This window comes from Streptomyces sp. NPDC005820 (assembly GCF_040630255.1).
In the GTDB taxonomy this organism is placed as follows: domain Bacteria; phylum Actinomycetota; class Actinomycetes; order Streptomycetales; family Streptomycetaceae; genus Streptomyces.
This window is the reverse complement of sequence record NZ_JBEXXE010000001.1, coordinates 153983-178730: the sequence shown is the minus strand read 5'-3', so window position 1 is coordinate 178730 and position 24748 is coordinate 153983. Positions and strand designations below refer to the sequence as shown.

Annotated in this window: 27 protein-coding genes; 20 read left to right on the top strand and 7 right to left on the bottom strand. The window is 71.8% G+C overall.

What is annotated here, in order from left to right; all coding sequences use genetic code 11:
* Positions 1–91 precede the first annotated feature (91 nt).
* Entirely contained in the window at positions 92–3631 is a 3540-nt protein-coding gene (gene dnaE, locus ABZ464_RS00810; RefSeq protein WP_359268914.1) for a DNA polymerase III subunit alpha, read from the top strand.
* Between the two features lie 91 nt (positions 3632–3722).
* Here dnaE and ABZ464_RS00805 read toward each other — a convergent pair whose 3' ends face one another.
* A complete protein-coding gene (locus tag ABZ464_RS00805) occupies positions 3723–3887 on the bottom strand; it encodes a hypothetical protein (RefSeq protein ID WP_099053949.1) in 165 nt (54 codons plus the stop codon).
* A 224-nt stretch (positions 3888–4111) separates the two neighbouring features.
* On the opposite strand from ABZ464_RS00805, the gene ABZ464_RS00800 reads away from it, so the two are divergent.
* From ABZ464_RS00800 to ABZ464_RS00785, 4 genes are all read left to right on the top strand, one after another.
* Positions 4112–5332, top strand: a complete 1221-nt coding sequence (locus ABZ464_RS00800) for an NYN domain-containing protein (RefSeq protein WP_359268912.1) — start codon at positions 4112–4114, stop codon at positions 5330–5332.
* Positions 5333–5437: 105 nt separating this feature from the next.
* On the top strand, positions 5438–6412 hold the full coding sequence (locus tag ABZ464_RS00795) for an ABC transporter ATP-binding protein (protein WP_359269599.1): 975 nt from the start codon (positions 5438–5440) through the stop codon (positions 6410–6412).
* An 83-nt stretch (positions 6413–6495) separates the two neighbouring features.
* Complete coding sequence (locus ABZ464_RS00790; RefSeq protein ID WP_359268909.1) at positions 6496–7317, top strand: ABC transporter permease; 822 nt, start codon at positions 6496–6498, stop codon at positions 7315–7317.
* Positions 7318–7351: 34 nt separating this feature from the next.
* Positions 7352–8038 carry a DUF2567 domain-containing protein gene (locus tag ABZ464_RS00785; protein WP_359268907.1) on the top strand — a complete coding sequence of 229 codons (687 nt, stop codon included), beginning with the start codon at positions 7352–7354 and terminating at the stop codon, positions 8036–8038.
* 19 nt (positions 8039–8057) lie between these two features.
* Here the strand turns inward: ABZ464_RS00785 and ybaK are convergent, their stop codons facing one another.
* The 4 genes from ybaK to ABZ464_RS00765 form a co-directional block, all read right to left on the bottom strand.
* The gene (ybaK, locus tag ABZ464_RS00780; protein WP_359268904.1) at positions 8058–8561 is read right to left on the bottom strand and encodes a Cys-tRNA(Pro) deacylase; all 504 of its coding nucleotides are present in this window, start codon (positions 8559–8561) and stop codon (positions 8058–8060) included.
* A 27-nt stretch (positions 8562–8588) separates the two neighbouring features.
* Entirely contained in the window at positions 8589–9329 is a 741-nt protein-coding gene (locus ABZ464_RS00775) for an LON peptidase substrate-binding domain-containing protein (RefSeq protein WP_359268901.1), read from the bottom strand.
* Positions 9330–9340: 11 nt separating this feature from the next.
* Positions 9341–10387 (bottom strand): hypothetical protein, encoded by a 1047-nt coding sequence (locus ABZ464_RS00770; RefSeq protein ID WP_359268898.1) that lies wholly within the window; start codon positions 10385–10387, stop codon positions 9341–9343.
* A gap of 198 nt (positions 10388–10585) precedes the next feature.
* Positions 10586–12163 carry an oxidoreductase gene (locus ABZ464_RS00765; protein ID WP_359269596.1) on the bottom strand — a complete coding sequence of 526 codons (1578 nt, stop codon included), beginning with the start codon at positions 12161–12163 and terminating at the stop codon, positions 10586–10588.
* 157 nt (positions 12164–12320) lie between these two features.
* Here ABZ464_RS00765 and hisD point away from each other — a divergent pair, with 157 nt between their 5' ends.
* From hisD to ABZ464_RS00715, 10 genes are all read left to right on the top strand, one after another.
* Positions 12321–13664: a histidinol dehydrogenase gene (hisD, locus tag ABZ464_RS00760; protein ID WP_359268895.1), complete on the top strand. Its 1344-nt coding sequence runs from the start codon at positions 12321–12323 to the stop codon at positions 13662–13664.
* Positions 13661–14770 carry a histidinol-phosphate transaminase gene (locus ABZ464_RS00755; protein ID WP_359268892.1) on the top strand — a complete coding sequence of 370 codons (1110 nt, stop codon included), beginning with the start codon at positions 13661–13663 and terminating at the stop codon, positions 14768–14770. The genes hisD and ABZ464_RS00755 overlap by 4 nt, the downstream gene beginning before the upstream one ends.
* Positions 14767–15360, top strand: coding sequence for an imidazoleglycerol-phosphate dehydratase HisB (hisB, locus tag ABZ464_RS00750; protein WP_055632936.1), 594 nt, complete (start codon positions 14767–14769; stop codon positions 15358–15360). Before ABZ464_RS00755 ends, hisB begins: the two co-directional genes overlap by 4 nt.
* Positions 15361–15364: 4 nt before the next feature.
* Positions 15365–15529 carry a hypothetical protein gene (locus tag ABZ464_RS00745; protein ID WP_055632935.1) on the top strand — a complete coding sequence of 55 codons (165 nt, stop codon included), beginning with the start codon at positions 15365–15367 and terminating at the stop codon, positions 15527–15529.
* The gene (hisH, locus tag ABZ464_RS00740) at positions 15520–16170 is read left to right on the top strand and encodes an imidazole glycerol phosphate synthase subunit HisH (RefSeq protein WP_359268891.1); all 651 of its coding nucleotides are present in this window, start codon (positions 15520–15522) and stop codon (positions 16168–16170) included. Before ABZ464_RS00745 ends, hisH begins: the two co-directional genes overlap by 10 nt.
* On the top strand, positions 16167–16892 hold the full coding sequence (gene priA / locus ABZ464_RS00735) for a bifunctional 1-(5-phosphoribosyl)-5-((5-phosphoribosylamino)methylideneamino)imidazole-4-carboxamide isomerase/phosphoribosylanthranilate isomerase PriA (RefSeq protein WP_359268888.1): 726 nt from the start codon (positions 16167–16169) through the stop codon (positions 16890–16892). The genes hisH and priA overlap by 4 nt, the downstream gene beginning before the upstream one ends.
* Positions 16889–17293 carry a RidA family protein gene (locus tag ABZ464_RS00730; protein WP_359268885.1) on the top strand — a complete coding sequence of 135 codons (405 nt, stop codon included), beginning with the start codon at positions 16889–16891 and terminating at the stop codon, positions 17291–17293. The genes priA and ABZ464_RS00730 overlap by 4 nt, the downstream gene beginning before the upstream one ends.
* The gene (gene hisF / locus ABZ464_RS00725; protein ID WP_359268882.1) at positions 17290–18045 is read left to right on the top strand and encodes an imidazole glycerol phosphate synthase subunit HisF; all 756 of its coding nucleotides are present in this window, start codon (positions 17290–17292) and stop codon (positions 18043–18045) included. Before ABZ464_RS00730 ends, hisF begins: the two co-directional genes overlap by 4 nt.
* A gap of 152 nt (positions 18046–18197) precedes the next feature.
* Positions 18198–18788: a helix-turn-helix domain-containing protein gene (locus ABZ464_RS00720; RefSeq protein WP_359268879.1), complete on the top strand. Its 591-nt coding sequence runs from the start codon at positions 18198–18200 to the stop codon at positions 18786–18788.
* Between the two features lie 13 nt (positions 18789–18801).
* Entirely contained in the window at positions 18802–20052 is a 1251-nt protein-coding gene (locus ABZ464_RS00715; protein WP_359268876.1) for an MFS transporter, read from the top strand.
* Here the strand turns inward: ABZ464_RS00715 and ABZ464_RS00710 are convergent, their stop codons facing one another.
* Entirely contained in the window at positions 20053–20451 is a 399-nt protein-coding gene (locus ABZ464_RS00710; RefSeq protein WP_359268873.1) for a VOC family protein, read from the bottom strand. It abuts the gene before it with no gap.
* 21 nt (positions 20452–20472) lie between these two features.
* Positions 20473–21108: a TIGR03085 family metal-binding protein gene (locus ABZ464_RS00705; RefSeq protein ID WP_359268870.1), complete on the bottom strand. Its 636-nt coding sequence runs from the start codon at positions 21106–21108 to the stop codon at positions 20473–20475.
* A gap of 83 nt (positions 21109–21191) precedes the next feature.
* On the opposite strand from ABZ464_RS00705, the gene hisI reads away from it, so the two are divergent.
* The 5 genes from hisI to ABZ464_RS00680 all read left to right on the top strand — a co-directional run bounded on the left by hisI (position 21192) and on the right by ABZ464_RS00680 (position 24732).
* Positions 21192–21584 carry a phosphoribosyl-AMP cyclohydrolase gene (hisI, locus tag ABZ464_RS00700; protein ID WP_359268867.1) on the top strand — a complete coding sequence of 131 codons (393 nt, stop codon included), beginning with the start codon at positions 21192–21194 and terminating at the stop codon, positions 21582–21584.
* Between the two features lie 11 nt (positions 21585–21595).
* Positions 21596–23083 (top strand): anthranilate synthase component I, encoded by a 1488-nt coding sequence (locus ABZ464_RS00695; RefSeq protein WP_359268864.1) that lies wholly within the window; start codon positions 21596–21598, stop codon positions 23081–23083.
* Positions 23084–23150: 67 nt separating this feature from the next.
* The gene (locus tag ABZ464_RS00690; protein WP_359268861.1) at positions 23151–23801 is read left to right on the top strand and encodes a TIGR02234 family membrane protein; all 651 of its coding nucleotides are present in this window, start codon (positions 23151–23153) and stop codon (positions 23799–23801) included.
* Between the two features lie 155 nt (positions 23802–23956).
* Positions 23957–24214, top strand: a complete 258-nt coding sequence (locus tag ABZ464_RS00685; protein WP_359268858.1) for an HGxxPAAW family protein — start codon at positions 23957–23959, stop codon at positions 24212–24214.
* Positions 24215–24297: 83 nt separating this feature from the next.
* Positions 24298–24732 (top strand): DUF2752 domain-containing protein, encoded by a 435-nt coding sequence (locus ABZ464_RS00680; RefSeq protein WP_359268855.1) that lies wholly within the window; start codon positions 24298–24300, stop codon positions 24730–24732.
* Positions 24733–24748: the final 16 nt, after the last annotated feature.

Below are 24748 nucleotides of genomic sequence, written 5' to 3'. Positions count from 1 at the left end.
GTCGAGTGTCAGTGGCGAGGCATAGACTTCGACGCTGACCCCCGGACTGTCCGCCCGCCAGTCGTCGAGTGTTTCCCTTGGAGGCCACGCCGTGTCGAAGCCGCCGTTCACGCACCTGCACGTCCACACCCAGTACTCGCTGCTGGACGGTGCCGCGCGGCTGAAGGACATGTTCAACGCGTGCAACGAGATGGGCATGACGCACATCGCCATGTCCGACCACGGCAACCTGCACGGGGCGTACGACTTCTTCCACACCGCGAAGAAGTCCGGGATCACCCCGATCATCGGGATCGAGGCGTACGTCGCGCCCGAGTCACGGCGCAACAAGCGCAAGATCCAGTGGGGCCAGCCGCACCAGAAGCGCGACGACGTCTCCGGTTCCGGCGGCTACACCCACAAGACGATCTGGGCGGCGAACGCGACGGGCCTGCACAACCTCTTCCGCCTCTCCTCCGACGCGTACGCCGAGGGCTGGCTCCAGAAGTGGCCGCGCATGGACAAGGAGACCATCGCCCAGTGGTCCGAGGGGCTCATCGCCTCCACCGGCTGCCCCTCCGGCGAACTCCAGACCCGGCTGCGCCTCGGCCAGTACGACGAGGCACTGAAGGCGGCCGCCGAATACCAGGACATCTTCGGCAAGGACCGCTACTTCCTGGAGCTGATGGACCACGGCATCGAGATCGAGCACCGGGTCCGCGACGGGCTGCTGGAGATCGGTAAGAAGCTCGGCATCCCGCCCCTGGTGACGAACGACTCGCACTACACGTACGCGCACGAGGCGACCGCGCACGACGCGCTGCTGTGCATCCAGACCGGCAAGAACCTCTCCGACCCCGACCGCTTCAAGTTCGACGGCACCGGCTACTACCTGAAGTCCACGGACGAGATGTACGCCATCGACTCCTCGGACGCCTGGCAGGAGGGCTGCGCCAACACCCTCCTGGTGGCCGAGCAGATCGACACGGCCGACATGTTCGAGGCCAAGAACCTCATGCCGAAGTTCGACATCCCGGACGGCTACACCGAGGTCACCTGGTTCCGCGAGGAGACCATGCGCGGCATGCACCGCCGCTTCCCCGGGGGCATCCCGGACGACCGCATGAAGCAGGTCGAGTACGAGATGGACACCATCATCTCGATGGGCTTCCCCGGCTACTTCCTCGTCGTCGCCGACTTCATCATGTGGGCCAAGAAGCAGGGCATCGCGGTCGGCCCCGGCCGAGGCTCCGCGGCCGGCTCGATCGTCGCGTACGCCATGGGCATCACCGACCTCGACCCCATCCCGCACGGCCTGATCTTCGAGCGGTTCCTCAACCCCGAGCGCATCTCCATGCCCGACGTCGACATCGACTTCGACGAGCGCAGGCGCGTCGAGGTGATCAGGTACGTGACGGAGAAGTACGGCTCCGACAAGGTCGCCATGATCGGGACCTACGGCAAGATCAAGGCCAAGAACGCGATCAAGGACTCCGCGCGCGTGCTGGGCTACCCGTACGCCATGGGCGACCGCCTCACCAAGGCCATGCCCGCCGACGTCCTCGGCAAGGGCATCGACCTCAACGGCATCACCGACCCCTCGCACCCGCGCTACAGCGAGGCGGGCGAGATCCGTGCGATGTACGAGAACGAACCCGACGTGAAGAAGGTCATCGACACCGCCAAGGGCGTCGAGGGCCTGGTCCGGCAGATGGGTGTGCACGCCGCCGGAGTGATCATGTCCAGCGAGCCCATCGTCGACCACGCCCCCATCTGGGTGCGGCACACGGACGGCGTGACCATCACCCAGTGGGACTACCCGCAGTGCGAGTCGCTCGGCCTGCTGAAGATGGACTTCCTCGGCCTGCGCAACCTGACGATCATGGACGACGCCGTCAAGATGGTGAAGTCCAACAAGGGCGTCGACCTCGATCTGCTGGCCCTGCCGCTCGATGACCCGAAGACCTTCGAGCTGCTCCAGCGCGGCGACACCCTCGGTGTCTTCCAGTTCGACGGCGGCCCCATGCGCTCACTGCTGCGCCTGATGAAGCCCGACAACTTCGAAGACATCTCCGCCGTCTCCGCGCTCTACCGCCCCGGCCCGATGGGCATGGACTCGCACACCAACTACGCGCTGCGCAAGAACAAGCTCCAGGAGATCACCCCGATCCACAAGGAGCTGGAGGAGCCCCTCGAAGAGGTCCTGGCCGTCACCTACGGCCTGATCGTCTACCAGGAGCAGGTGCAGAAGGCCGCCCAGATCATCGCCGGGTACTCGCTGGGCGAGGCCGACATCCTGCGCCGCGTGATGGGCAAGAAGAAGCCCGAGGAACTGGCCAAGAACTTCACCATCTTCCAGGCCGGCGCCCAGAAGAACGGCTACAGCGACGAGGCCATCCAGGCGCTGTGGGACGTGCTGGTCCCGTTCGCCGGCTACGCCTTCAACAAGGCGCACTCCGCCGCGTACGGACTGGTCTCGTACTGGACGGCCTATCTGAAGGCCAACCACCCCGCCGAGTACATGGCGGGGCTGCTCACCTCCGTCAAGGACGACAAGGACAAATCGGCCGTCTACCTCAACGAGTGCCGGCGCATGGGCATCAAGGTGCTGCCGCCGAACGTCAACGAATCGGTGCACAACTTCGCCGCCCAGGGCGACGACGTGATCCTCTTCGGCCTGGAGGCCGTCCGCAACGTCGGCACCAACGTGGTCGAGTCGATCATCAGGAGCCGCAAGGCCAAGGGGAAGTACGCCTCCTTCCCCGACTACCTCGACAAGGTCGAGGCGGTCGCCTGCAACAAGCGCACCACGGAATCGCTGATCAAGGCGGGCGCGTTCGACACGCTCGGGCACACCCGCAAGGGCCTCACCGCCCAGTTCGAACCGATGATCGACAATGTGGTCGCGGTCAAGCGCAAGGAGGCCGAGGGCCAGTTCGACCTCTTCGGCGGCATGGGCGAGGAGGAGACCAGCGAGCCCGGCTTCGGCCTCGACGTGCAGTTCACCGAGGACGAGTGGGACAAGACCTATCTGCTCGCCCAGGAGCGGGAGATGCTCGGTCTCTACGTCTCCGACCACCCGCTGTTCGGCCTGGAGCACGTGCTGTCCGACAAGGCCGACGCGGGCATCGCCCAGCTCACCGGAGGCGAGCACGCGGACGGCGCGGTCGTCACCATCGGCGGCATCATCTCGGGCCTCCAGCGCAAGATGACCAAGCAGGGCAACGCCTGGGCCATCGCCACCGTGGAGGACCTCGCGGGCTCCATCGAGTGCATGTTCTTCCCGGCGACCTACCAGCTGGTGTCGACCCAACTCGTCGAGGACGCCGTCGTCTTCGTCAAGGGCCGCCTCGACAAGCGCGAGGACGTGCCCCGGCTCGTCGCGATGGAGCTCCAGGTCCCCGACCTGTCCAACGCGGGCACCAACGCACCGGTGATCCTCACCATCCCGGCCACCCGGGTCACCCCGCCGATGGTCAGCCGCCTCAACGAGATCCTCACCCACCACCGGGGCGACAGCGAGGTCCGCATCAAGCTCCAGGGCCCGACCAGGACGACCGTCCTGCGGCTGGACCGGCACCGGGTCAAGCCCGATCCGGCGCTGTTCGGCGATCTGAAGGTGCTGCTCGGCCCGTCCTGCCTGGCGGGCTGAGGCCCGACCCGGGGAGCAGGCGCGAGGGGCGCGTCCGGTACCGGACGCGCCCCTCGGTGTGCCTGGGCCGCAACGGCCCACCGCGCGGACGTCAGTTGTGCCCGAACCGCTTCTGCCGGCCCTTGCGGGCGACGTCGGCCGGGGTCACCTGGGAGATCCGCTGTTCGGCCTGCTCCTGCATCGAGGACTGCTGGGCCTGCTGCTGACCACGCTCGGACTGCGGCTGTTTACGGTCCTGCTTCTTGTTCTTGGCCATGGGGATCTGCCTCCTGCGGGGGATGTAGGGACCAGAACCGCGACCAGATTCACATAGGCTGACGTAAGGCGCATTTCGGATAATTACCGTCCGTGACAGGGGTTCTCGGAGCGCATCGGCCCGAAACGCCACGCCGAAGATCGAGTTCGGGCCGTTAACCCCCGTACGGTCGGGCAGACTCGAAGGAAGCCCGAAGCAAACCTCCCGGGAAGAGGGTGAGTCGTGTGGACCGCTGCATCGTCCTGGTGGACGCCGGGTATCTGCTGGGGGCCGCCGCGAGCCTCCTCGCCGGAGAGCCCTCGCGGTCCCGCATCACCGTCGATCACTCCGCACTCGTCCAGGGGCTGCGCGAACAGGCCGAGTCCGACACCGAGCGCCCCCTGCTGCGCATCTACTGGTTCGACGGCGCCCCCGACCGCGTCCCCCAGCCCGAACACCGCAGGCTGCGCGTGATGCCCCGGGTCACCGTCCGGCTGGGCGCCCTGACCCGCAGCGACGGACGCTGGGCCCAGAAGGGCGTCGACGCCGCCATGCACGCCGAACTGACCGAGCTGGCCCGCAACCGCGCCTGCTCCGACGTCGTCCTCGTCACCGGCGACGGCGATCTGCTGCCCGGCATGATGGCCGCCAAGGAACACGGCGTCGCCGTCCACCTGTGGGCCGTCCAGGCCGCCGACGGCGACTACAACCAGTCCGAGGACCTGGTCGCCGAGGCCGACGAACGGCGCGTCCTGGACCGTACCTGGATCACCAAGGCCGTACGCGCCAAGGACCTCGGCGGGGTGTGCGCACCGCCGCCCGTGCCCCGGCCCGAGATCGCCGCGATCCTGTCCGCGCCGCTGCCCGACAGCGGCCTCGCCCCCGCCGCCGAGCGCACCGCGGAGGAGCCCGAGCACGCCGGCGCGGACGCGGCCGACCGCTCCGGCGTCCCGGAGCGCCTGCCCGCCACCAAGGGCGTCCCCACCCCCAAGGACCTGGCCGCGCTGCGCGCACCCGGCAGCCACCCCGCCCCGCACCCCGCCAGCGCCACCCTGCGCTGGTCCTCCGACAAGGGCTGGGTGGACCGGCCCGGTGTCGTCGCCGAGCCCGCCGAGGCCTCCTCCATGCCGACGCTGGCCCAGCTGACCACGGCGGAGCAGCGGTGGGCCGACCGCGAGGAGGACATCACCACCGTCGGCGGCGACCCGTTCGAGGTGGGACAGGTCTTCGCCCGGCGCTGGATGGGCCGCCTCGGCGACCAGGGCAATCTGCAGAAACTGTCCGGCATGTACCCGCGCATCCCGCACCGCATCGACGGCGAGCTGCTCCGGTACGCGGCCCGCTTCGGACTGCTCGCGCACAAGGACGACCAGATCGACGAGCACGACCGCTACGCCATCCGGGCGGGCTTCTGGCGCGAGGTCGACGTCAGGACCGCCGCCGAGCACGCGCCCGCCGGGGACTGACGGCCCGGAGAGCGGCCCCAAGGACGAGCGGAGCGTTCCGACCCCGTAGGCTCGTCCCTTGTGAGTACGCGCGCGCCATCGGCCATCCGGCACCCGGACGAGGTCGTGTGTGCCGTGCGCGGACTGACCAAGACCTATCCGGCGGTGCGGGGCCGGCGCGGCACCCCGGCGACCCCCGAGGTACGCGCCACCGACGCCGTGGAGCTGGACATCCGGCGCGGGGAGATCTTCGGACTGCTCGGGCCGAACGGAGCCGGCAAGTCCACCCTCGTACGGCAGATGACCGGGCTGATGCGGCCCGACGCGGGCACCGTGGAGATCCTCGGCCACGACATCGTGCGCCACCCCGAGCGGGCCGCGCGCATCCTCGCCTACCTCGGCCAGGAGTCCACCGCCCTCGACGAGCTCACCGTCTCCCTCGCCGCCGAGACCACCGGGCGGCTGCGCGGCCTCGACGTCCGCCAGGCCCGGCGGGAACGGGACGCCGTCCTCGACGAACTGGGGCTCACCCCGCTCGCCGGCCGCACGCTGCGCAAGCTGTCCGGCGGCCAGCGGCGGCTGGCCTGCTTCGCGTCCGCGCTGGTGGGGGAGCGGCCGCTGCTCGTGCTCGACGAGCCGACCACCGGGATGGACCCGGTCGCGCGGCGCGCCGTGTGGTCGGCCGTGGACCGGCGGCGCGCCGAGCGCGGCACCACCGTCCTGCTGGTCACCCACAACGTCATCGAGGCCGAGACCGTGCTCGACCGGGTCGCCGTCCTCGACCGGGGCCGGGTCATCGCCTGCGACACGCCCGCCGGGCTCAAGGAGCAGGTCGCCGGCGAGGTCCGGGTCGAACTGGTGTGGCGGGAGCGGGCGCCCCTGGAGGTCCCCGAGGTCGCCGCGCTGCGCGAGCGGGCCGTGGAGTCCGGGCGCCGCTGGACGCTGCGGCTCGCCCCCGACGAGGCCCGCGCGATCGTCGCCACCGTCACCGGCGGGGCCGCCTTCGCCGCGCTGGACGACTTCACCCTGGCCACGCCCAGCCTGGAGGACGTGTACCTGGCGCTGGGCGGGGCCGCACGGCAGGGGCTGGTGCGGACGTGAGCGAGATGAGCAGGGTCGGCCCCGGGTCCGTATGGTCCGTGGGGGACGGTAGGAGAGCCGTAGGGGAAGAGGAGCAGCGCCACGTGAGTGTCGTACCCGCCGAGGTTCTGCCGGGCGGCGCCCGGGCCGTCACCGGTACGGTCCGCGCGGCCGCCGAGCTGGGGCCGCGCGCACGGCTGTGGCCGTCGCTCGTGGCCGTGTACCGGGCGCAGCTCTCCCGTGCGCGGGTGGCGCGGATCCCGCTGCTGTTCGTGGCGACCTTCCAGTCGGTCGGCATCCTGATCATGATGCGGGGCGTCGTGGACGGGGGCAGCGAGGCCGAGGCGGTCGTCGCGGGCTCCGCGGTGCTCGTCGTCGCGTTCGTCGCGCTCAATCTGCTCGCGCAGTACTTCGGGCAGCTGCGGGCGAGCGGCGGGCTCGACCACTACGCCACCCTGCCGGTGCCGCCGGCGGCCGTGGTGCTGGGCGCGGCGGGGGCGTACGCCTCCTTCACCGTGCCCGGGACCCTGGTGACCGCGGTGTTCGGGTGTGTGCTGTTCGGGCTGCCGCTGACGCATCTGTGGGTGCTGGCGGCCGTGATTCCGCTGGCCGGGGCCGCGCTGTCCGGGCTGGGGGCCGCGTTCGGGCTGCTCGCGCCGCGGCCGGAGCTGGCGACCGTGCTGGGGCAGCTGGGGATGTCCGCCGCGCTGCTGCTGGGGGTGCTGCCGCCGGACCGGATGCCGGAGGCGGTGCGGTTCGCCCGGGATCTGCTGCCGTCGACGTACGGCGTGGAGGCCTTCGCGCGGACGTTCGGGGCGGATCCGGACTGGGCGCTGGTGCTCGGGGACCTCGCCGTGTGCGCGGGGGTGGGCGTCGTTTCGCTGGCCGTCGCCACCTGGGCGTACCGTCGGGCCGCCGTCCGGTGACGCGCCGCACAGGCGGGCCTGGCACGATGTCAGGGTGACCGCACCGCTGACTCCGCCTCCGCCGCCGCACGAACCGTCCCCGCAGGGGGCTGCCTGGCCGCCCTCGCCGGGGGCCTACGCGGTGGCGCCCGCGCCGCACGACGCCGTGTACGGACAGGACGGGCCGGGGATGAAGACCGAACTGCGGGAGGCCGCCGTGGTGACGGTGGCCGTCGCGGTTGCCGGGGCGCTGCTCGGGGTGCTGTGGAGGTATCTGGCGCCCTCCGTGCCGCTGGTGGGGGACGTGGTGAACGGGGGGTGGGTCGTCTACCTCAAGGACACCGAGGGGGAGCAGGCGATCGGGGTGGACGGGACGTTCACCCTGCTGGCGCTGGCGTTCGGGGCCGTGAGTGCGGCGGTGGTGTTCGCCTGGCGGCGGCGTGGGGGCGTGCCGTTGGTGGTGGCGCTGCTGGCCGGGGGGCTGCTGGGGTCGCTGCTGGCGTGGCGGCTGGGGGTGTGGCTGGGGCCCGGGTCGGATGTGATCGCCCAGGCCAAGGCCGCGGGGAAGGGCGTGACGTTCTCGGCGCCCCTGAAGCTGGGGGCGCACGGGGCGCTGCTGGCTTGGCCGTTCGCTGCGCTGGTGGTCCATCTGGGCCTCACGGCGCTGTTCGGCCCACGCGACCCCGACCCGTACGGTCAGCACCCGACCCCGAAGGACTCCTACGGCGCACCGCTCACGTAACGGCGACGCGCTCCCCCGGTCAGCCCCGGCCGATCGGGGCCAGGACCGCCCCTGTCAGGGTGGCCAGATCGGCCGGGGAGAGTTCCACCTCCAGGCCCCGGCGGCCCGCCGAGATGCAGATCGTGGGGTGGGCGGTGGCCGACGTGTCGAGGACCGTGGGGAGTTTCTTGCGCTGGCCCAACGGAGAGATGCCGCCTCGGACGTAGCCCGTGGTGCGTTCGGCCAGGGTGGGGTCGGCCATCGCGGCGCGTTTGCCGCCGACCGCCGAGGCCAGGGCCTTGAGGTCGAGGGAGCCGGCCACCGGGACCACCGCCACGGTCAGGGTGCCGTCCACGTCCGCCACCAGGGTTTTGAAGACCCGGTCGGGCGACACGCCCATCGCCTCCGCGGCCTCCTCGCCGTAGGACGGGTGGTTCGGGTCGTGGTCGTAGGCGTGGACCGTGAAGTCCACGCCCGCCGAGGTGAGGGCCACCGTGGCGGGCGTGCCGCCGGACTGCTGCTGCTTCTTCGGCTTCTTCGCCATGGGTTCGAGCGCCTTGGGTTCGTGGCCTCAGTTGAGACTCGTCGGGCCGCGCGTCAGGTCCGACGCGGGCAGCGAGGGCAGGCTACGGATGATCGCCGTCTCGGTGCGAAGGAGTTTCAGTTCGTCGCGGAGCCGGGAGGCGGTGTCGGGGGCCTGCAGGAGGCGCTGCTTCGTGGGGGTGTCGAGCATCACCGCCGCGGCGACCAGGTAGGACACCACCGCGGGGTCGTCGGGGAGGTCCGCGCCGGTGGTGAGGGAGCGTTCGCGGGCGCCCGCCAGCCGCTTCTGGTACTGGCGGAAGGCCCGTAGGACGCCCTCGGCGAGCGCACCGGCCTCGTCGCCCGGCTCTTCGGGGAGCTCCTCCAGCTCCGCCGTCAGGAACGGGCCCGAGGCGTCCACCGAGACGAGGCGGACCCGGGTGGTGCCCGTCGCCAGGACCTCGAAGGTGCCGTCGGCGCGCTCGCGGATCGTCGCCGCGTCGGCGACACAGCCGGTGCCGTGGAACGACGTGAGGGGATCCTCGCCGAAACCGGCCGCCGGGCCGCGCTCGGGCCGCGCCGTCGGGTCGGGCAGACCCGGCGCGCTCGGCGCGACCTCGTGGCCGTCGCGGATGGCGACGACGGCGAACCGGCGCGGTTCGTCCTCGGCGGTCTTGAGCAGTTCGCGCATCATGGCGCGATAGCGCTCCTCGAAGACGTTCAGCGGAAGCACCAGACCCGGGAACAGCACCGAGTTCAGGGGGAAGAGCGGCAGACGGACGGTGGTCACGGCGCAGAAGCCTAATGGTCGTCCGGGTGGGTCAGGTCGCCGTGCCCATTTCGTGGATGCCACGGTTCGGGCACGGCCCGTCCCGTGTACACGGCCTCGCGCACCGCCAGGAAGTGGCCGAGGGGGTCGTCGGAGAGCCGGCCCCAGGGGAAGGAGGTGGCGTACGGGCCTATCAGGCGCAGCTGGACCAGCGCGTCGTCGAGGCGGCCGAGGCGGACCAGGACGTACGCCAGCAGGTTGCGTATCTCGGCCGGCCACGGGTCCAGGGACGGGAACCGGGCCGACAGGGCGATCGCGCGGTCGGCCGCCGCGTCCAGCCGCTCGCGCGGCACCTCGGGACCGCAGCCGTCGGTGAGATAGGCGAAGGCCGCCCGGGCCGGGAGCGCCTGGACCAGCGAGCCCGCCGGGGCGTCCTGGGCGGCCCGGTCGGCGAAGTCGAAGCACTCGCGGTGCGAGCCGTGCCAGGACTCGGCGAGATAGCGCTTGGCGGCGACATGGCAGCCGTAGTGGTGCGGGGCGCGGCGCACCGCCGCCTCCCACAGTTCGCCGAAGTACTTGTGCCCGGCCCGCGCGCCGCGCGCGTGGTCCAGGGCGATCCGCCACGGCACCGGGTCGCCGTGGTCGCTCTGCGCGGCCGCGGTGATCAGCGGGCTCACCTCGCGCAGCAGTTCGGCGCGGGCCGGTGACAGCCAGGCCCGGTCCACCGCGAGCTGGGCCGAGACCAGCAGCAGGTCCGGATCGCGGGGGGCCGCCGCGCGCCACTCCTCGAACCACTCCGTGCGGGAGTGCGCGAAGGAGGCCAGGCGGGTCACATAGCGGTCGCGGTACTCCCACTCGGCCCGTTCCCGGGTGTGGGACAGCAACTCGGCGGCCGTCTCGTACGAGCCCCGGCCGGCCGCGACCAGGGCGGGGCCGAGCCGGTCGTCGGGCACATCGAGGAGCACCTCGTCGTCGGCGGGGAGCCCGGCGCCGGGGTGGGGGGCGGCGGTCGTCCGGGCCGCCCGGGAGATCCGGGAGGCACGGATGAATGGGGGCAGCAGAGCCATGGTGCCGCCCATTGAAAAGCCGCAGGTCGGGTTGCGCCAGAGGGTGCGGGCAAGCCAAGGAAAGTTGTACGCCGCCCGGTCAAGGAACCGTAAAAGGTGAGCCCTGTTCAGGGAATGTTCGTGCACTGACAAGGGGGTTGTGTGGAGATTCGGGCGGCCGGGTTTGAGCCGGCCGGGACCGTGCGCGTCACCCCCGCCGCGGCGACGGCCTCATCCCCGCCGCAGCAACCGCGTCGCTCCCGCCGCCACCGTCGTCGCCAGGATCCAGCCCAGCAGGATCAGCGCCGTCGACAGCCACTGCCAGCCGCCGGTGAGCCGCCACTGGCCGGCCTGGCCCAGATCGATCACCGGCAGCAGCAGATCGAGGGTGAACAGGGCCGGGTTCCAGGGCGGGTGTCCGCCCGGGTTCACCGGCGGGTGCGGGGCGTTCGCGAAGGCCAGGGTGCTCGCCGCCCACAGCACCGCCATCCACACCGCCGCCCGGCCCGGCCGGTACCCGTAGGCGACCGTCCAGTCCTGCGCGTAGCCCACGAGCTTCGCGGCCGGCGGCAGGGTCTCGCGGCGCCGGCGCTGCTTGGCGAGCAGCACCTCACGCGCGTCCTCGTCCTCGCCGCCCTCCCGCAGCACCGCCGCCAGCCGTTCGTACGGCTCCGGCGCGTACTCGGCGGTCGCCGCGGCGATCCACTCCAGCCGCGCGGACAGCGGGAACGGGCCCTGCGGCACCAGGTTCTCGTACGCGAAACCGCCCATGTGCAGACTGCCGGGGCCCGGCCACGCGCTCGCCCGGTCCACCAGGTTGATCACCCGGGCGCCGGACAGCACCACCTTGCCGCGCCGCGGCCGCTCCCCGAGGAAGCGCAGCTCGGGCGTCTGGACCCGGACCAGCGACAGCTCCTGGTCGTCGGTGAACGTGAACCGGGCCCGCTCCAGGTCGACCGCGTCCCCGAACCGCCCGTCGTCCAGCCGCACCCCGCCCCGGCACTCGAACCGCTGGATGCGCGTCCCGCGCGCGGGCGTCGTCCCGCTCAGCGCCTGCCGGCCGACGCCCGCCGGGGTCAGATACAGCGAGCGCTCCACGGTCAGCTGGGGCGCGTTCAGCGCGAGCCGGGTGTACGGATTGGCCAGCCGGGCGCCCCGCAGACTCAGCGACACGCCGATCTTGGCGCTGCGCAGGCTCAGCTCGCCGTGCGACTCCAGCAGCTCCGCCTGGAGGTCCTGGCCGACCGTCATGCCGTCGGCGGCGATCGAGCGGCCCGTGCGGTCGCGGTACACGATCGCCTGGTTGAGCATCAGGTCCGTGCCGATGTGCGCGTCGGTGAGCCGTACGCCGTTGTGGAAGCGGCACCGGGGGAGATGCAGATCGCCCTCGGTGTGCAGCCGGGCCGCCTCCAGTCGCGGCACCGCGCAGTCCACCATCCTGAGGGTCGTGAACCGCGCCTCCGGCAGCAGCACGTCCTGCTCGAACCGGCAGCGCCTCAGCTCGACGTACGGCACCACCGTGCCGCCCGCCAGATCGAGGCTGCCGCTGATCCGGACGCCGGCCAGCTTGAGGCTGGCCACCCGGCCCGCCAGCGCGGGCGGCCCGTCCAGCAGCAGCCAGGCGACGATCCTGGCCCGCACGGTGCGCTCCTCGCCCCACGGATGCCCGCCGTGCGGATCGTCCACGACCGTGTCCCCGCTGCTCAGGTCGTACCCGCTGCCGTTGCGGAAGGCCTGCCACATACCGGCCTCGGCGGCGGTCAGATCGTCCGGGATGTCCCCCACGGCCGTTCCGTCCCCTTCGGTCACCATCTGTCACCCCCCTCGGTCACTCACAGCCCTTGATGCCCTTGCGCGACCTCCTGGAAGCAGGACGTGAAGGTGATCTTCCGGGTTCCGGCCACGCTCCGTATCAGCCACTGATACGCGCGGACGGCGCCGGATCCCGGTCTGAGAGAATTGGACCGTGATCTCTCGAATCGATCTGCGCGGCGACGCCCTCCCCGAGGGGCCCGCCCTGCGCGACCTGCTGCCCCGAGCCGACTTCGACGTCTCGGCCGCCCTGGAGAAGGTGCGTCCGATCTGCGAGGCCGTGCATCATCGGGGCGACGCGGCGCTGATCGACTTCGCCGAGAAGTTCGACGGGGTACGGCTGGAATCCGTCCGTGTTCCCGCGCGTGCGATCACCGACGCGCTGGAGGCGCTCGACCCGGCCGTGCGCGCCGCGCTGGAGGAGTCCATCCGCCGCGCCCGGCTCGTCCACCGCGAGCAGCGCCGTACGGCCCACACGACCCAGGTCGTGCCGGGCGGGTCCGTGACCGAGAAGTGGGTGCCCGTGGACCGCGTCGGGCTGTACGCGCCCGGCGGCCGGTCGGTCTACCCGTCCTCCGTGGTGATGAACGTCGTGCCCGCGCAGGAGGCCGGCGTCGAGTCCATCGCGCTCGCCTCCCCGGCCCAGGCCCCCGCTTTCGACAATGATCCAGCCGGTGGCCTGCCGCACCCGACGATCCTCGCCGCCTGCGCCCTGCTCGGCGTCGACGAGGTGTACGCGGCCGGCGGCGCGACCGCCGTCGCGATGTTCGCGTACGGCACCGAGTCCTGCCCGCCCGCGAACATGGTCACCGGGCCCGGCAACATCTGGGTCGCCGCCGCCAAGCGCTACTTCACCGGCAAGATCGGCATCGACGCCGAGGCCGGCCCGACCGAGATCGCGGTCCTGGCCGACGACACCGCCGACCCGGTGCACGTGGCGTCCGACCTGATCAGCCAGGCCGAGCACGACCCGCTGGCCGCCGCCGTCCTGGTCACCGACTCCGCCGAGCTGGCGGACGCGGTCGAGAAGGAGCTGGAGACGCAGATCGCGGCCACCAAGCACGTCGACGACCGGATCGTCCCCGCCCTCAAGGGCCGGCAGTCCGCGATCGTCCTCGTGGACGGCATCGACGAGGGCCTCCGGGTCGTCGACGCGTACGGCGCCGAGCACCTGGAGATCCAGACGGCGGACGCGGCGGCCGTGGCCGACCGGGTGCGCAACGCCGGCGCGATCTTCATCGGGCCCTGGGCGCCGGTCTCCCTCGGCGACTACGCCGCCGGGTCCAACCACGTGCTGCCCACCGGCGGCTGCGCCTGCCACTCCTCGGGCCTGTCGGTCCAGTCCTTCCTGCGCGGCATCCACATCGTCGACTACACGCAGGACGCGCTGGCCGAGGTCGCGCACCACGTGGTCACGCTGGCGGAGGCGGAGGACCTGCCCGCGCACGGCGCGGCGATCAAGGCAAGGTTCGGGTGGAAGGTACCGGCGAGCAAGTGAACTTCGGAATCGACGATCTTCCCGTACGGGACGAGCTGCGCGGCAAGTCCCCCTACGGCGCGCCCCAGCTGGACGTCCCCGTCCGGCTGAACACCAACGAGAACCCCTACCCGCTGCCCGAGCCGCTGGTCGAGCGGATCGCGGAGCGGGTCCGCGAGGCGGCCCGCGACCTCAACCGCTACCCCGACCGGGACGCCGTCGAGCTGCGCACCCAGCTCGCGAAGTACCTGACGGACACCTCCGGGCACGCGGTGGGCCTCGCCAACGTCTGGGCCGCCAACGGCTCCAACGAGGTTCTCCAGCAGCTGCTGCAGACCTTCGGCGGACCGGGCCGTACGGCGATCGGCTTCGAGCCGTCGTACTCGATGCACGGACTCATCGCGCGCGGCACCGGCACCGGCTGGATCTCCGGGCCCCGCAACGAGGACTTCACCATCGACCTCGCGGCCGCCGAGAAGGCCCTCGCCGAGCACCGCCCGGACGTCGTCTTCATCACCACCCCCAACAACCCCACCGGCACCGCCGTCCCGGCCGAGACCGTCCTCGCGCTGTACGAGGCCGCGCAGGCCGCGAAGCCGTCGATGGTGGTCGTCGACGAGGCGTACATCGAGTTCAGCCACGGCGACTCGCTGCTGCCGCTGCTCGAAGGTCGGCCGAATCTCGTCGTCTCGCGGACGATGTCCAAGGCCTTCGGCGCGGCCGGGCTGCGCCTCGGCTACCTCGCCGCCCACCCGGCGGTGGTGGACGCCGTCCAGCTCGTACGGCTGCCGTACCACCTGTCGGCCGTCACCCAGGCGACCGCGCTGGCCGCCCTGGAGCACACCGACACGCTGCTGAAGTACGTCGAGCAGCTGAAGTCGGAGCGCGACCGGCTGGTGAGCGAGCTGCTGGCGATCGGCTACGAGGTCACGGCGTCCGACGCCAACTTCGTGCAGTTCGGCCGGTTCGCCGACGCCCACGACGTCTGGCAGCGGATCCTCGACCGGGGCGTCCTGGTCCGCGACAACGGCGTGCCGGGCTGGCTGCGGGTCACCGCCGGAACCCCCGAAGAGAACGACGCGTTCCTCGACGCGGTCCGTGAAGTCAAGAAGGAGCAGAGCGCATGAGCCGCGTAGGACGTGTAGAGCGCACGACGAAGGAGACCTCGGTCCTCGTCGAGATCAACCTCGACGGCACCGGCAAGGTCGATGTGTCGACCGGCGTCGGCTTCTACGACCACATGCTCGACCAGCTCGGCCGGCACGGTCTGTTCGACCTGACCGTGAAGACCGACGGCGACCTGCACATCGACTCGCACCACACCATCGAGGACACCGCCCTCGCCCTCGGCGCCGCCTTCAAGCAGGCCCTCGGCGACAAGGTGGGCATCTACCGCTTCGGCAACTGCACGGTCCCGCTGGACGAGTCCCTCGCCCAGGTGACGGTGGACCTGTCCGGCCGCCCGTACCTCGTGCACACCGAGCCCGAGAAGATGGCGCCGATGATCGGCGAGTACGACACCACGATGACCCGGCACATCCTGGAGTCCTTCGTCGCCCAGGCCCAGATCGCGCTGCACGTGCACGTGCCCTACGGGCGCAACGCCCACCACATCGTGGAGTGCCAGTTCAAGGCGCTCGCCCGGGCCCTGCGGTACGCCTCCGAGCGCGACCCCCGCGCGGCCGGCATCCTCCCCTCCACGAAGGGTGCGCTGTAAAGCCATGACCGGTCTGTCGACCCTTCTGATCGTCGTCGGTCTGTTCCTGGCCGGCGGTATCTACTCCTTCGTCAAGCAGGACATGCCGAGGAGCCTGATCGTGCTGCTGTCGATCGGCGCCGGGATGTGTCTGGTCGCCGGTGTGCTGCGGCTGGAGGTGTGGAATTGAGCGCGGTGAGCAAGAAGGTCGTCGTCTTCGACTACGGCTTCGGCAACGTCCGCTCCGCCGAGCGCGCCCTTGCGCGCACCGGGGCCGAGGTCGAGATCACCCGTGACTTCGACACGGCCATGAACGCCGACGGGCTGCTGGTGCCCGGCGTCGGCGCCTTCGCCGCCTGTATGACCGGCCTGCGCGAGGCGCGCGGCGACTGGATCATCGACCGGCGGCTCGCCGGCGGCCGCCCCGTGATGGGCATCTGCGTCGGCATGCAGATCCTGTTCGCCCGGGGCATCGAGCACGGCGTCGAGACCGAGGGCCTCGACGAGTGGCCCGGCTCGGTCGAGCCGCTCCAGGCCGAGGTCGTGCCCCACATGGGCTGGAACACCGTGGACGCGCCCGCCGACTCCGAGCTCTTCGCCGGCCTCGACGCCGACGCCCGGTTCTACTTCGTGCACTCCTACGCCGTCCACGACTGGTCCCTGGAGACGCACAACCCGGCCATGCTCGCGCCCAGGGTGACCTGGTCGACCCACGGCAAGCCCTTCGTGGCCGCCGTGGAGAACGGCGCCCTGTGGGCCACGCAGTTCCACCCCGAGAAGTCCGGCGACGCCGGAGCCCAGCTCCTCACCAACTGGATCGGAACCCTGTGAGCAAGCTCGAACTCCTCCCCGCCGTCGACGTCCGCGACGGCCAGGCCGTCCGCCTCGTCCACGGCGAGTCCGGCACGGAGACCTCGTACGGCTCCCCGCTGGAGGCGGCCCTCGCCTGGCAGCGGGCGGGCGCCGAGTGGCTGCACCTGGTGGACCTGGACGCCGCGTTCGGCACCGGCGACAACCGGGACCTGGTCCGCGAGGTCACGCGCGCCATGGACATCAAGGTGGAGCTGTCCGGCGGCATCCGGGACGACGCCTCGCTCGCCGCCGCGCTCGCCACCGGCTGCACCCGCGTCAACCTCGGCACCGCCGCCCTGGAGACCCCCGAGTGGGTCGCCAAGGTCATCGCCGAGCACGGCGACAGGATCGCGGTCGGCCTGGACGTGCGCGGCACGACCCTGAAGGGCCGCGGCTGGACCCGCGACGGCGGCGACCTCTACGAGACGCTGGAGCGGCTCAACCAGGAGGGCTGCGCCCGGTACGTCGTCACCGACATCGCCAAGGACGGCACCCTGCAGGGCCCCAACCTGGAGCTGCTGCGGAACGTCTGCTCGGCGACGGACCGGCCGGTCGTGGCGTCGGGCGGCGTGTCGTCGCTCGACGACCTGCGCGCCATCGCCGAGCTGGTACCCCTCGGTGTCGAGGGCTCCATCGTCGGGAAGGCGCTCTACGCGAAGGCGTTCACCCTGGAAGAAGCACTGGAGGCAGTGTCGTCATGACGTCCGAAGCCGTACGGCGGGTGCAGAGCGGAAGTCCCTGGGAGGAGAGTTTCGGATTCGCACGCGCCGTCGCGGCGGGAGACCGTGTGCTGGTGGCGGGCACCACGTCCTTCAAGGGCACCGTGCTCCATGGGGAGGGCGACCCCTACGAGCAGGCCAGGGTGGCCTTCACCAGCGCGGTCGAGGCGATCGGCGCGTTCGGGCTCGGCGTCGAGTCCGTGATCCGTACCAGGATGTATCTGACGCACCAGCGGGACGTCGACGACGTGGGCCGGGCCCACCAGGAGATCTTCGGCGCGGTGCGCCCGGTCTCCACCCTGCTGGTGGTGGAGGGGTTCGTCGACCCGCGCATCCTGGTCGAAGTGGAACTAGAGGCATTCAGAGGAGCCGTGAACTCATGACCCTGGCGGTCCGAGTCATCCCCTGCCTGGACGTGGACAACGGCCGGGTCGTCAAGGGCGTCAACTTCCAGAACCTGCGCGACGCGGGCGACCCCGTCGAGATGGCCAAGGTGTACGACGCCGAGGGCGCCGACGAGCTGACCTTCCTGGACATCACCGCCTCGTCCGGCAACCGCGAGACCACCTACGACGTGGTGCGCCGCACCGCCGAACAGGTGTTCATCCCGCTGACCGTCGGCGGCGGCGTGCGCGCCCCCGAGGACGTCGACAAGCTGCTGCGGGCGGGCGCCGACAAGGTGGGCGTCAACACGGCGGCCATCGCCCGTCCGGAACTCATCAAGGAGATCGCCGAACGCTTCGGCAGCCAGGTCCTGGTGCTGTCGGTGGACGCGCGCCGCACCGCCTCGGGCTCCTTCGAGGTGACCACCCACGGCGGCCGCAAGGGCACCGGCATCGACGCGATCGAGTGGGCGCACCGGGCGGCCGAGCTGGGCGCCGGCGAGATCCTGCTGAACTCGATGGACGCGGACGGCACCAAGGACGGCTACGACCTGGAGATGATCGCCGCCGTCCGTAAGCGCGTCACGGTCCCGGTCATCGCCTCCGGCGGCGCCGGAAAGCTCGGCGACTTCGCTCCGGCCGTCGCGTCGGGCGCGGACGCGGTACTCGCCGCGTCGGTGTTCCACTTCGGCGACCTGCGGATCGGGGAAGTGAAGCAGGCGCTGAGGGAGGCGGGCCACCCGGTGCGGTGACGCCGCGCCCGGCTTGAGGTAAGCCCCGGTCACCTGGTGGCCGGGGCTTACCTGTGGGCAGATGCGAAAGGAATATTGCGCAAGAGAAGTTGCGCAAGAGAAGTTGCGCAAAATAGATTGCGCAACTTTTCTTGCGTATCTACGGTGGGGGCATGACAGGCAAGGAGAGAGACCGCCGCATCACCGACCTCGGCACCCTCAAGGCGCTCGCCCACCCCCTGCGGATGCAGCTCTACCGAGCGCTGACCGTCGCCCGCGTGGCCACCGCCTCCCAGCTCGCCGAGCAGGTCGACGAGGCCGTCTCCCTCGTCAGCTACCACCTGCGCAAACTCGCCGAGCACGGGCTCGTCGAGGAGGCCGAGCCGCAGCGCGCCGACGGCCGCGAGCGCTGGTGGCAGCCCTCCTCCGACGGGGTGAGCATCCGCGACGAGGACTTCCGCGACGCCCCCGAGAAGGCCGCCGCGCACACCGCCGCCAGCCGCCTCTTCTTCGAGCAGCGCGCCGACATGTTCCGCCGCTTCCTCGACGAGCGCGTCCACTGGGGCGAGGCGTGGAACTCCGCCGCCGAGTCCTCCGAGTCCCTCCTGCGCCTCACCACGGCCGAACTCACCGAACTCAACCGCGAGGTCCTCGCCCTGATCCGCCGCTACGAGGAGCGGGGCCGGGCCGCCGACGAGGCAGGGGACCGCGAGGGCCGCGAGAACGTCGCGGTGCACACGTACGCGTTCCCGTTCCGGATCTGAGAAGGAGCCCGCCATGAGCACGGCCCTGCACCGGCCGGCCCCCGCCGCGGCGCGCCCCGCCCACCGCGACCCGCACGTGCTGCGCTGGCTCGGCGCGTACACCGCCTCCATGGTCGGCGACAGTGTGTACTACCTCGCCCTGTCCTGGGCCGCCGTCCAGGCCGGTACGCCCACGCAGGCGGGGCTCGTGATGACGGCGAGTGCCGTGCCCAGAGCGCTGCTGATGCTGGGCGGGGGAGTGATCGCCGACCGGTTCGGCCCGCGCCGGATCGTCATCGGAAGCGACGCCGTTCGCTGCGCGGCCGTCCTGGCCGTGGCCGCGCTCCTGTTCCTCACCAGCCCCGGGCTGTGGCCACTGGCCCTGCTCGCCCTGGTCTTCGGCGCCGTCGACGCCGTGTTCGTACCGGCCGTCGGCGCGCTGCCCGCGCGCGTGGCGAGCCATGACCAGCTCGCGCGCGTGCAGGGCATGCGGGGGCTCGCGATCCGCTTCGCGAGCGTCGTCGGCGCCCCGCTCGGCGGCCTCGGCGTCGCGGTGGGCGGCGCGGCGGCCGCGTTCGGGCTCGCGGGCCTCCTCATCGCGGTGTCCGTGCCGCTGCTCGTGTCCGTCCGGATGCGGGAACTGCCCGCCGACGACAGGGCGGGCGCCTCGGGCGGCACCGCCCGGCGCGACCTGGTGGTCGGTCTGCGCTACATCCGCCGCCACCGCGTGCTCGCGCCGCTGATGCTGGCCATCGCCCTCGGTGACCTGGGCTTCGTCGCGCCCCTCAACGTGGGCCTGACCCTCCTGGCGGACGAGCGCGGATGGGGCGCCTCCGGCATGGGCTGGGTGCTCGCCGGGTTCGGGGTCGGCGCGGGCGCGGCCTCGCTGCTGCTGACCGTGCGGGGAAGGCTCCCGCACGCCGGACAGGTGGCCGGCTGGTCCATCCTGGCGGGTTCGCTGGCGATCGGCGCCCTCGCGTACGCCCCGACCGTCGCCGCCGCCGTCGGCACCGCCCTGCTGGTCGGGCTGTTCGCCGGGCTCAGCGGCGCGATGTGCGGTGCCCTCCTGCAGACCCGGGCCGACCCCGCCTACCTGGGCCGGGTCACCGCCGTGGCCAGCCTGGTCAGCCTCGGCCTCACCCCGCTCAGCATGCCGCTGTCCGCAGCCGCGATCGGGGCCTGGGGGACCGGACCGGTCTTCGTCGTCAGCGCCGCCGTCTGCGGCCTCGGCGGAGTCGTCACCCTCGGCGTCCCCGCCCTGCGCCGCGCGCAGCTGCCCCGCTGATCAGCCCTTGGGCTGCGCCAGCTGCACCAGATTGCCCACCGTGTCGTCCAGCACGGCCGTGATCACCGGACCCTGCTCCGTCGGGGCCTGCGCGAACTCGACGCCCAGGCCGCGCAGCCGGTCGTACTCCTGCTGGACGTCGTCCACGGAGAACACGATGCACGGCAGCCCCGCCCCCTTCACGGCCGTGCGGTACGGCTCCGCGATGGGACCCTGCCCGGGCTCCAGCAGGAGCTGCAGATCCTGCTGCGCGCCCTCGGCCGCACCCACGGTGACGAACAGCGTGCCGCCGCCCAGATCCATGTGCATCCGGGTCTCGAACCCCAGGACGTCCGTGTAGAACGCGTGGGCCTTCGCGACATCGTCGACGTACACGCTGGTCATGGCTACTTTGATCACGGAGGTGCCCTTTCAGCCCGCTCAGATGCCCAGCTGCCTGCCGCTGTGCAGCTTCTCGACGGCGTCCTCGTCGCCGTCCAGCTCCACCTTCGCGGCACTCTGCCGGCCGTACAGGAACAGCAGCAGCTCCGACGGCTCCCCGGTGACCGTCACCACCGGCGCGCCGCGCTGCGCGACCACCGTACGGCCGTCCGCGCGGCGCAGCACCAGACCGGTCGGGGCGCCGCGGCCCATCAGCCGGGCCGTGCGCTCCAGCCGGGACCACAGCGCGTCCTGGAAGACCGGGTCCAGCTCCCGGGTCGTCCAGTCGGGCTGGGCCCGCCGTACGTCCTCGGTGTGGACGTAGAACTCGATCGTGTTGGACGCCTCGTCGATCTGCTTCAGCTGGAAGGGTGAGAACCGCGGCGGACCGGTACGGATCAGCTGGATCAGCTCCTCGTACGGCTTGGCGGCGAACTCCGCCATCACCTTGTCCAGCCGGGGAGCCAGCTGCTTGATCAGGATGCCGCCGGCGGCGTCCGGACGACGCTCGCGCACCACCACGTGCGCGGCCAGGTCCTGTGTCTCCCAGCCCTCGCAGAGGGTCGGGGCACCCGGACCGGCGGTCTCCAAGAGGTCGGCGAGAAGGAGCCGTTCACGCTTGGCGAAAGTCGACATGCGGTCAGCCTACGACTGCGTACAGGGTCCGCACAGTGGACAGGGACCCGTCACTGTCAGTGGCGCGCGGCACAATGGCACCCATGACCAGCACGCCCCCGCCCAGCAGTCTGGACCCCGAGATCGCCGCGCGCCTGAAGCGCAGCGCCGACGGGCTCGTCCCCGCCATCGCCCAGCAGTACGACACCGGTGAGGTGCTAATGCTCGGCTGGATGGACGACGAGGCGCTGCACCGCACCCTCACCACCGGCCGCTGCACCTACTGGTCGCGCAGCCGTCGGGAGTACTGGGTCAAGGGCGACACCTCCGGCCACTTCCAGTGGGTGAAGTCCGTGGCGCTGGACTGTGACGCCGACACCCTGCTCGTCAAGGTCGACCAGATCGGCGCCGCCTGCCACACCGGCGCGCGCACCTGCTTCGACGCCGACGTGCTCCTCAAGGACGCCGATTCCGGCGTAACCGCCTCGGATCAGTAAGGTCAGCCGCCATGGACCTCGAGACGTTCCGCAAGCTGGCCACCGACCGACGGGTCATCCCGGTCACCCGCAAGCTCCTCGCCGACGGCGACACCCCGGTCGCGCTCTACCGCAAGCTCGCCGCCGAGCGCCCCGGCACCTTCCTGCTGGAGTCCGCGGAGAACGGCCGCACAGCGTTTCAATGGTCTCGGTACTCCTTCGTGGGCGTCCGGTCCGCGGCGACCCTGACGGCCCGCGACGGACAGGTCCACTGGCTCGGGGTCCCGCCCGTCGGCGTCCCCGTCGACGGCGACCCGCTCGCCGCCCTGCGCGCCACCATCGAGGCCCTGCACACCCCCCACCAGGAGGGCTTGCCGCCCTTCACCGGCGGCATGGTCGGCTACCTCGGCTACGACATCGTGCGCCGCCTGGAGAAGATCGGCCCCGGCGAGCGGGACGACCTGGGGCTGCCCGAGCTGACCATGCTCCTCACCAGCGACCTCGCCGTCATGGACCACTGGGAGGGCTCGGTCCTGCTGATCGCCAACGCGATCAACCACAACGACCTCGACACCGGCGTCGACGAGGCCTACGCGGACGCGGTGGCCCGCCTCGACACCATGGAGGCCGACCTCTCGCGCGCGGTGGCCCAGCCCCCGGCCGTGCTGCCGCCCTCCGAGCTGCCCGAGTACACCGCGCTGTGGGGCGGCCCCGACTTCCAGGAGGCCGTCGAGGACATCAAGGAGCGCATCCGCGCGGGCGAGGCCTTCCAGGTCGTCCCCTCGCAGCGCTTCGAGACGCCGTGCACGGCGAGCGCGCTGGACGTCTACCGCGTCCTGCGGGCCACCAACCCCTCGCCGTACATGTACCTCTTCCGCTTCGACGGGTTCGACGTGGTCGGCTCCTCCCCCGAGGCCCTGGTCAAGGTCGAGGACGGGCACGCCATGGTCCACCCCATCGCCGGCACCCGGCACCGCGGCGCCACCCCGCAGGAGGACCAGGCCCTCGCCGACGAACTCCTCGCCGACCCCAAGGAGCGCGCCGAGCACCTCATGCTCGTCGACCTCGGTCGCAACGACCTGGGGCGGGTCTGCGAGCCCGGCTCGGTCGAGGTCGTCGACTTCATGTCCATCGAGCGGTACTCGCACGTCATGCACATCGTCTCGACGGTCACCGGCAAGGTCGCCCCGGGCCGCACCGCCTTCGACGTCCTGACCGCCTGCTTCCCCGCCGGCACCCTCTCCGGCGCCCCCAAGCCCCGCGCCATGCAGATCATCGACGAGCTGGAGCCGTCCCGGCGCGGCCTGTACGGCGGCTGCGTGGGCTACCTGGACTTCGCGGGCGACTCCGACACCGCCATCGCCATCCGCACCGCCCTGCTGCGCGACGGCACCGCCTACGTCCAGGCCGGCGCGGGCATCGTCGCCGACTCCGACCCCGTCGCCGAGGACCAGGAGTGCCGCAACAAGGCCGCCGCGGTCCTGCGCGCGGTCCACACCGCGAACCGGCTCGTGAAGTAGCCCTCCCGCGCGGTGGGGCGCGAATCACTGAGCCCCGGGTGACGGTTCGCCCGGGGTTCAGGCGATAGTGGACTCCGTGACTGCTGTACCTCACCCCCGTTCCGTATCCGCCGCCTCCGCCCGGGCCGGCCGACTGAGCCTCGGCCTCGCCCTGCTGTCCGGTGCGCTGGGCGCGGCCGTGGCCCTGCTCTCCACCCGGCAGCGCTGGTCCGAGGGCACGGCGACGGTGGCCGGCGGCCCCTTCGCCCTCACCGCCAAGGGCAGCGACGTCACGGGCGTGCCCGCGGCGCTCGCCATAGTGGGCCTCGCCGCGCTCGTCGCCGTCTTCGCCGTCCGCAAGGCCGGCCGCCTCGCGGTCTCCGCCCTCCTCGCGCTCTCCGGCGTCGGTATCGCCGTCGCCGCCCTGACCGGCGCCTCCGACGACTCCGCGCTCGACGAACAGGCCGCGCGGGCCTCCGGCGACACCTCCGCGACCGTCGCCTCCTTCACCCACACCGCCTGGCCCTACGTCGCGGTCGTCGGCGGAGTCCTGATCCTCCTGGCGGGCCTGCTGGCCCTGCGCTACGGCCGCCAGTGGCCCGCCATGTCCGGCCGCTACGAACGCAATGGCGCCCCCCGGCAGCGGCGTGCGGCCAGGCCGGTCGACCCCGAGCGGCCCGAGGAGATCTGGAAGGCCCTGGACCGCGGCGAGGACCCGACGGGCGCCGACCCGGTCTGACGGACCGGAGCACGGCTTCCCGATGTGGTGAATCAGACGCGAACGGAAGCCACCCCCGCGTCCGCCACGCGTGTGCGTACGGGACAATGGACCACGAGCCCCGGCTCGCACGGACACACAGCCAGCGACACTTAGACAGCAATGAGGAGCAAGTCATGGCGGGCAGCAGCCACGGACACACCCCGGCCGCCTGGACCGGTGTCACCATCGCCATCATCGGTTTCTGCGTCGCGGGCGCGTTCATGGTGATGGCCCAGCCCGTGGGCTTCTGGGCCGGCATGGTGATCGTGGCCCTCAGCGGGGTCGTCGGTGCCGCCATGCGCGCAGCGGGTCTCGGCCAGCCGAAGGAAGTCCACCCGGTACACAAGGTCACGGCGACGGCGAAGCCCGAGCCCGTCGTCGCCGAGGGCTGATCGCCCGTACGACTCCCCGTGAGGGGCGGCCGGTGAGCGCACCGGCCGCCCCTCACGCGCGTGTGCGTCCCGCGCGGGGCACAATGCGAGACGTGAACGCCGACAGCCAGAGGGTGACGTCCACGGCCGTGGGACGCCTGGCCGTACCCGCCGGGATCCTCGCCGCCGTCGCCGGGGCCTTCGCCTACGTCGGCGCCGTCGACCCCAACGAACCCGGCCACTACCCCGTCTGCCCCCTGCTGCGCGTCACCGGCCTGTACTGCCCCGGCTGCGGCGGTCTGCGCAGCGCGCACGCCTTCGTCCACGGGGATTTCCTTGCCGCCCTGCACGCCAACGCGCTCGCGGTGGCGGGCTATCTGCTCTTCGCCGTCCTGTGGACCGTCTGGGTGGTCCGCGCGGCCCGCGGACGGCCCCTGCGGATCGACCTCGCCCCGGTCACCCTGTGGTCGCTGGGCGCGTTGGTGCTGGTCTTCACGGTTGTCCGGAACCTGCCGGTCGGTGGCTGGCTGCACCCTTGATCAACCGGGGAATGTC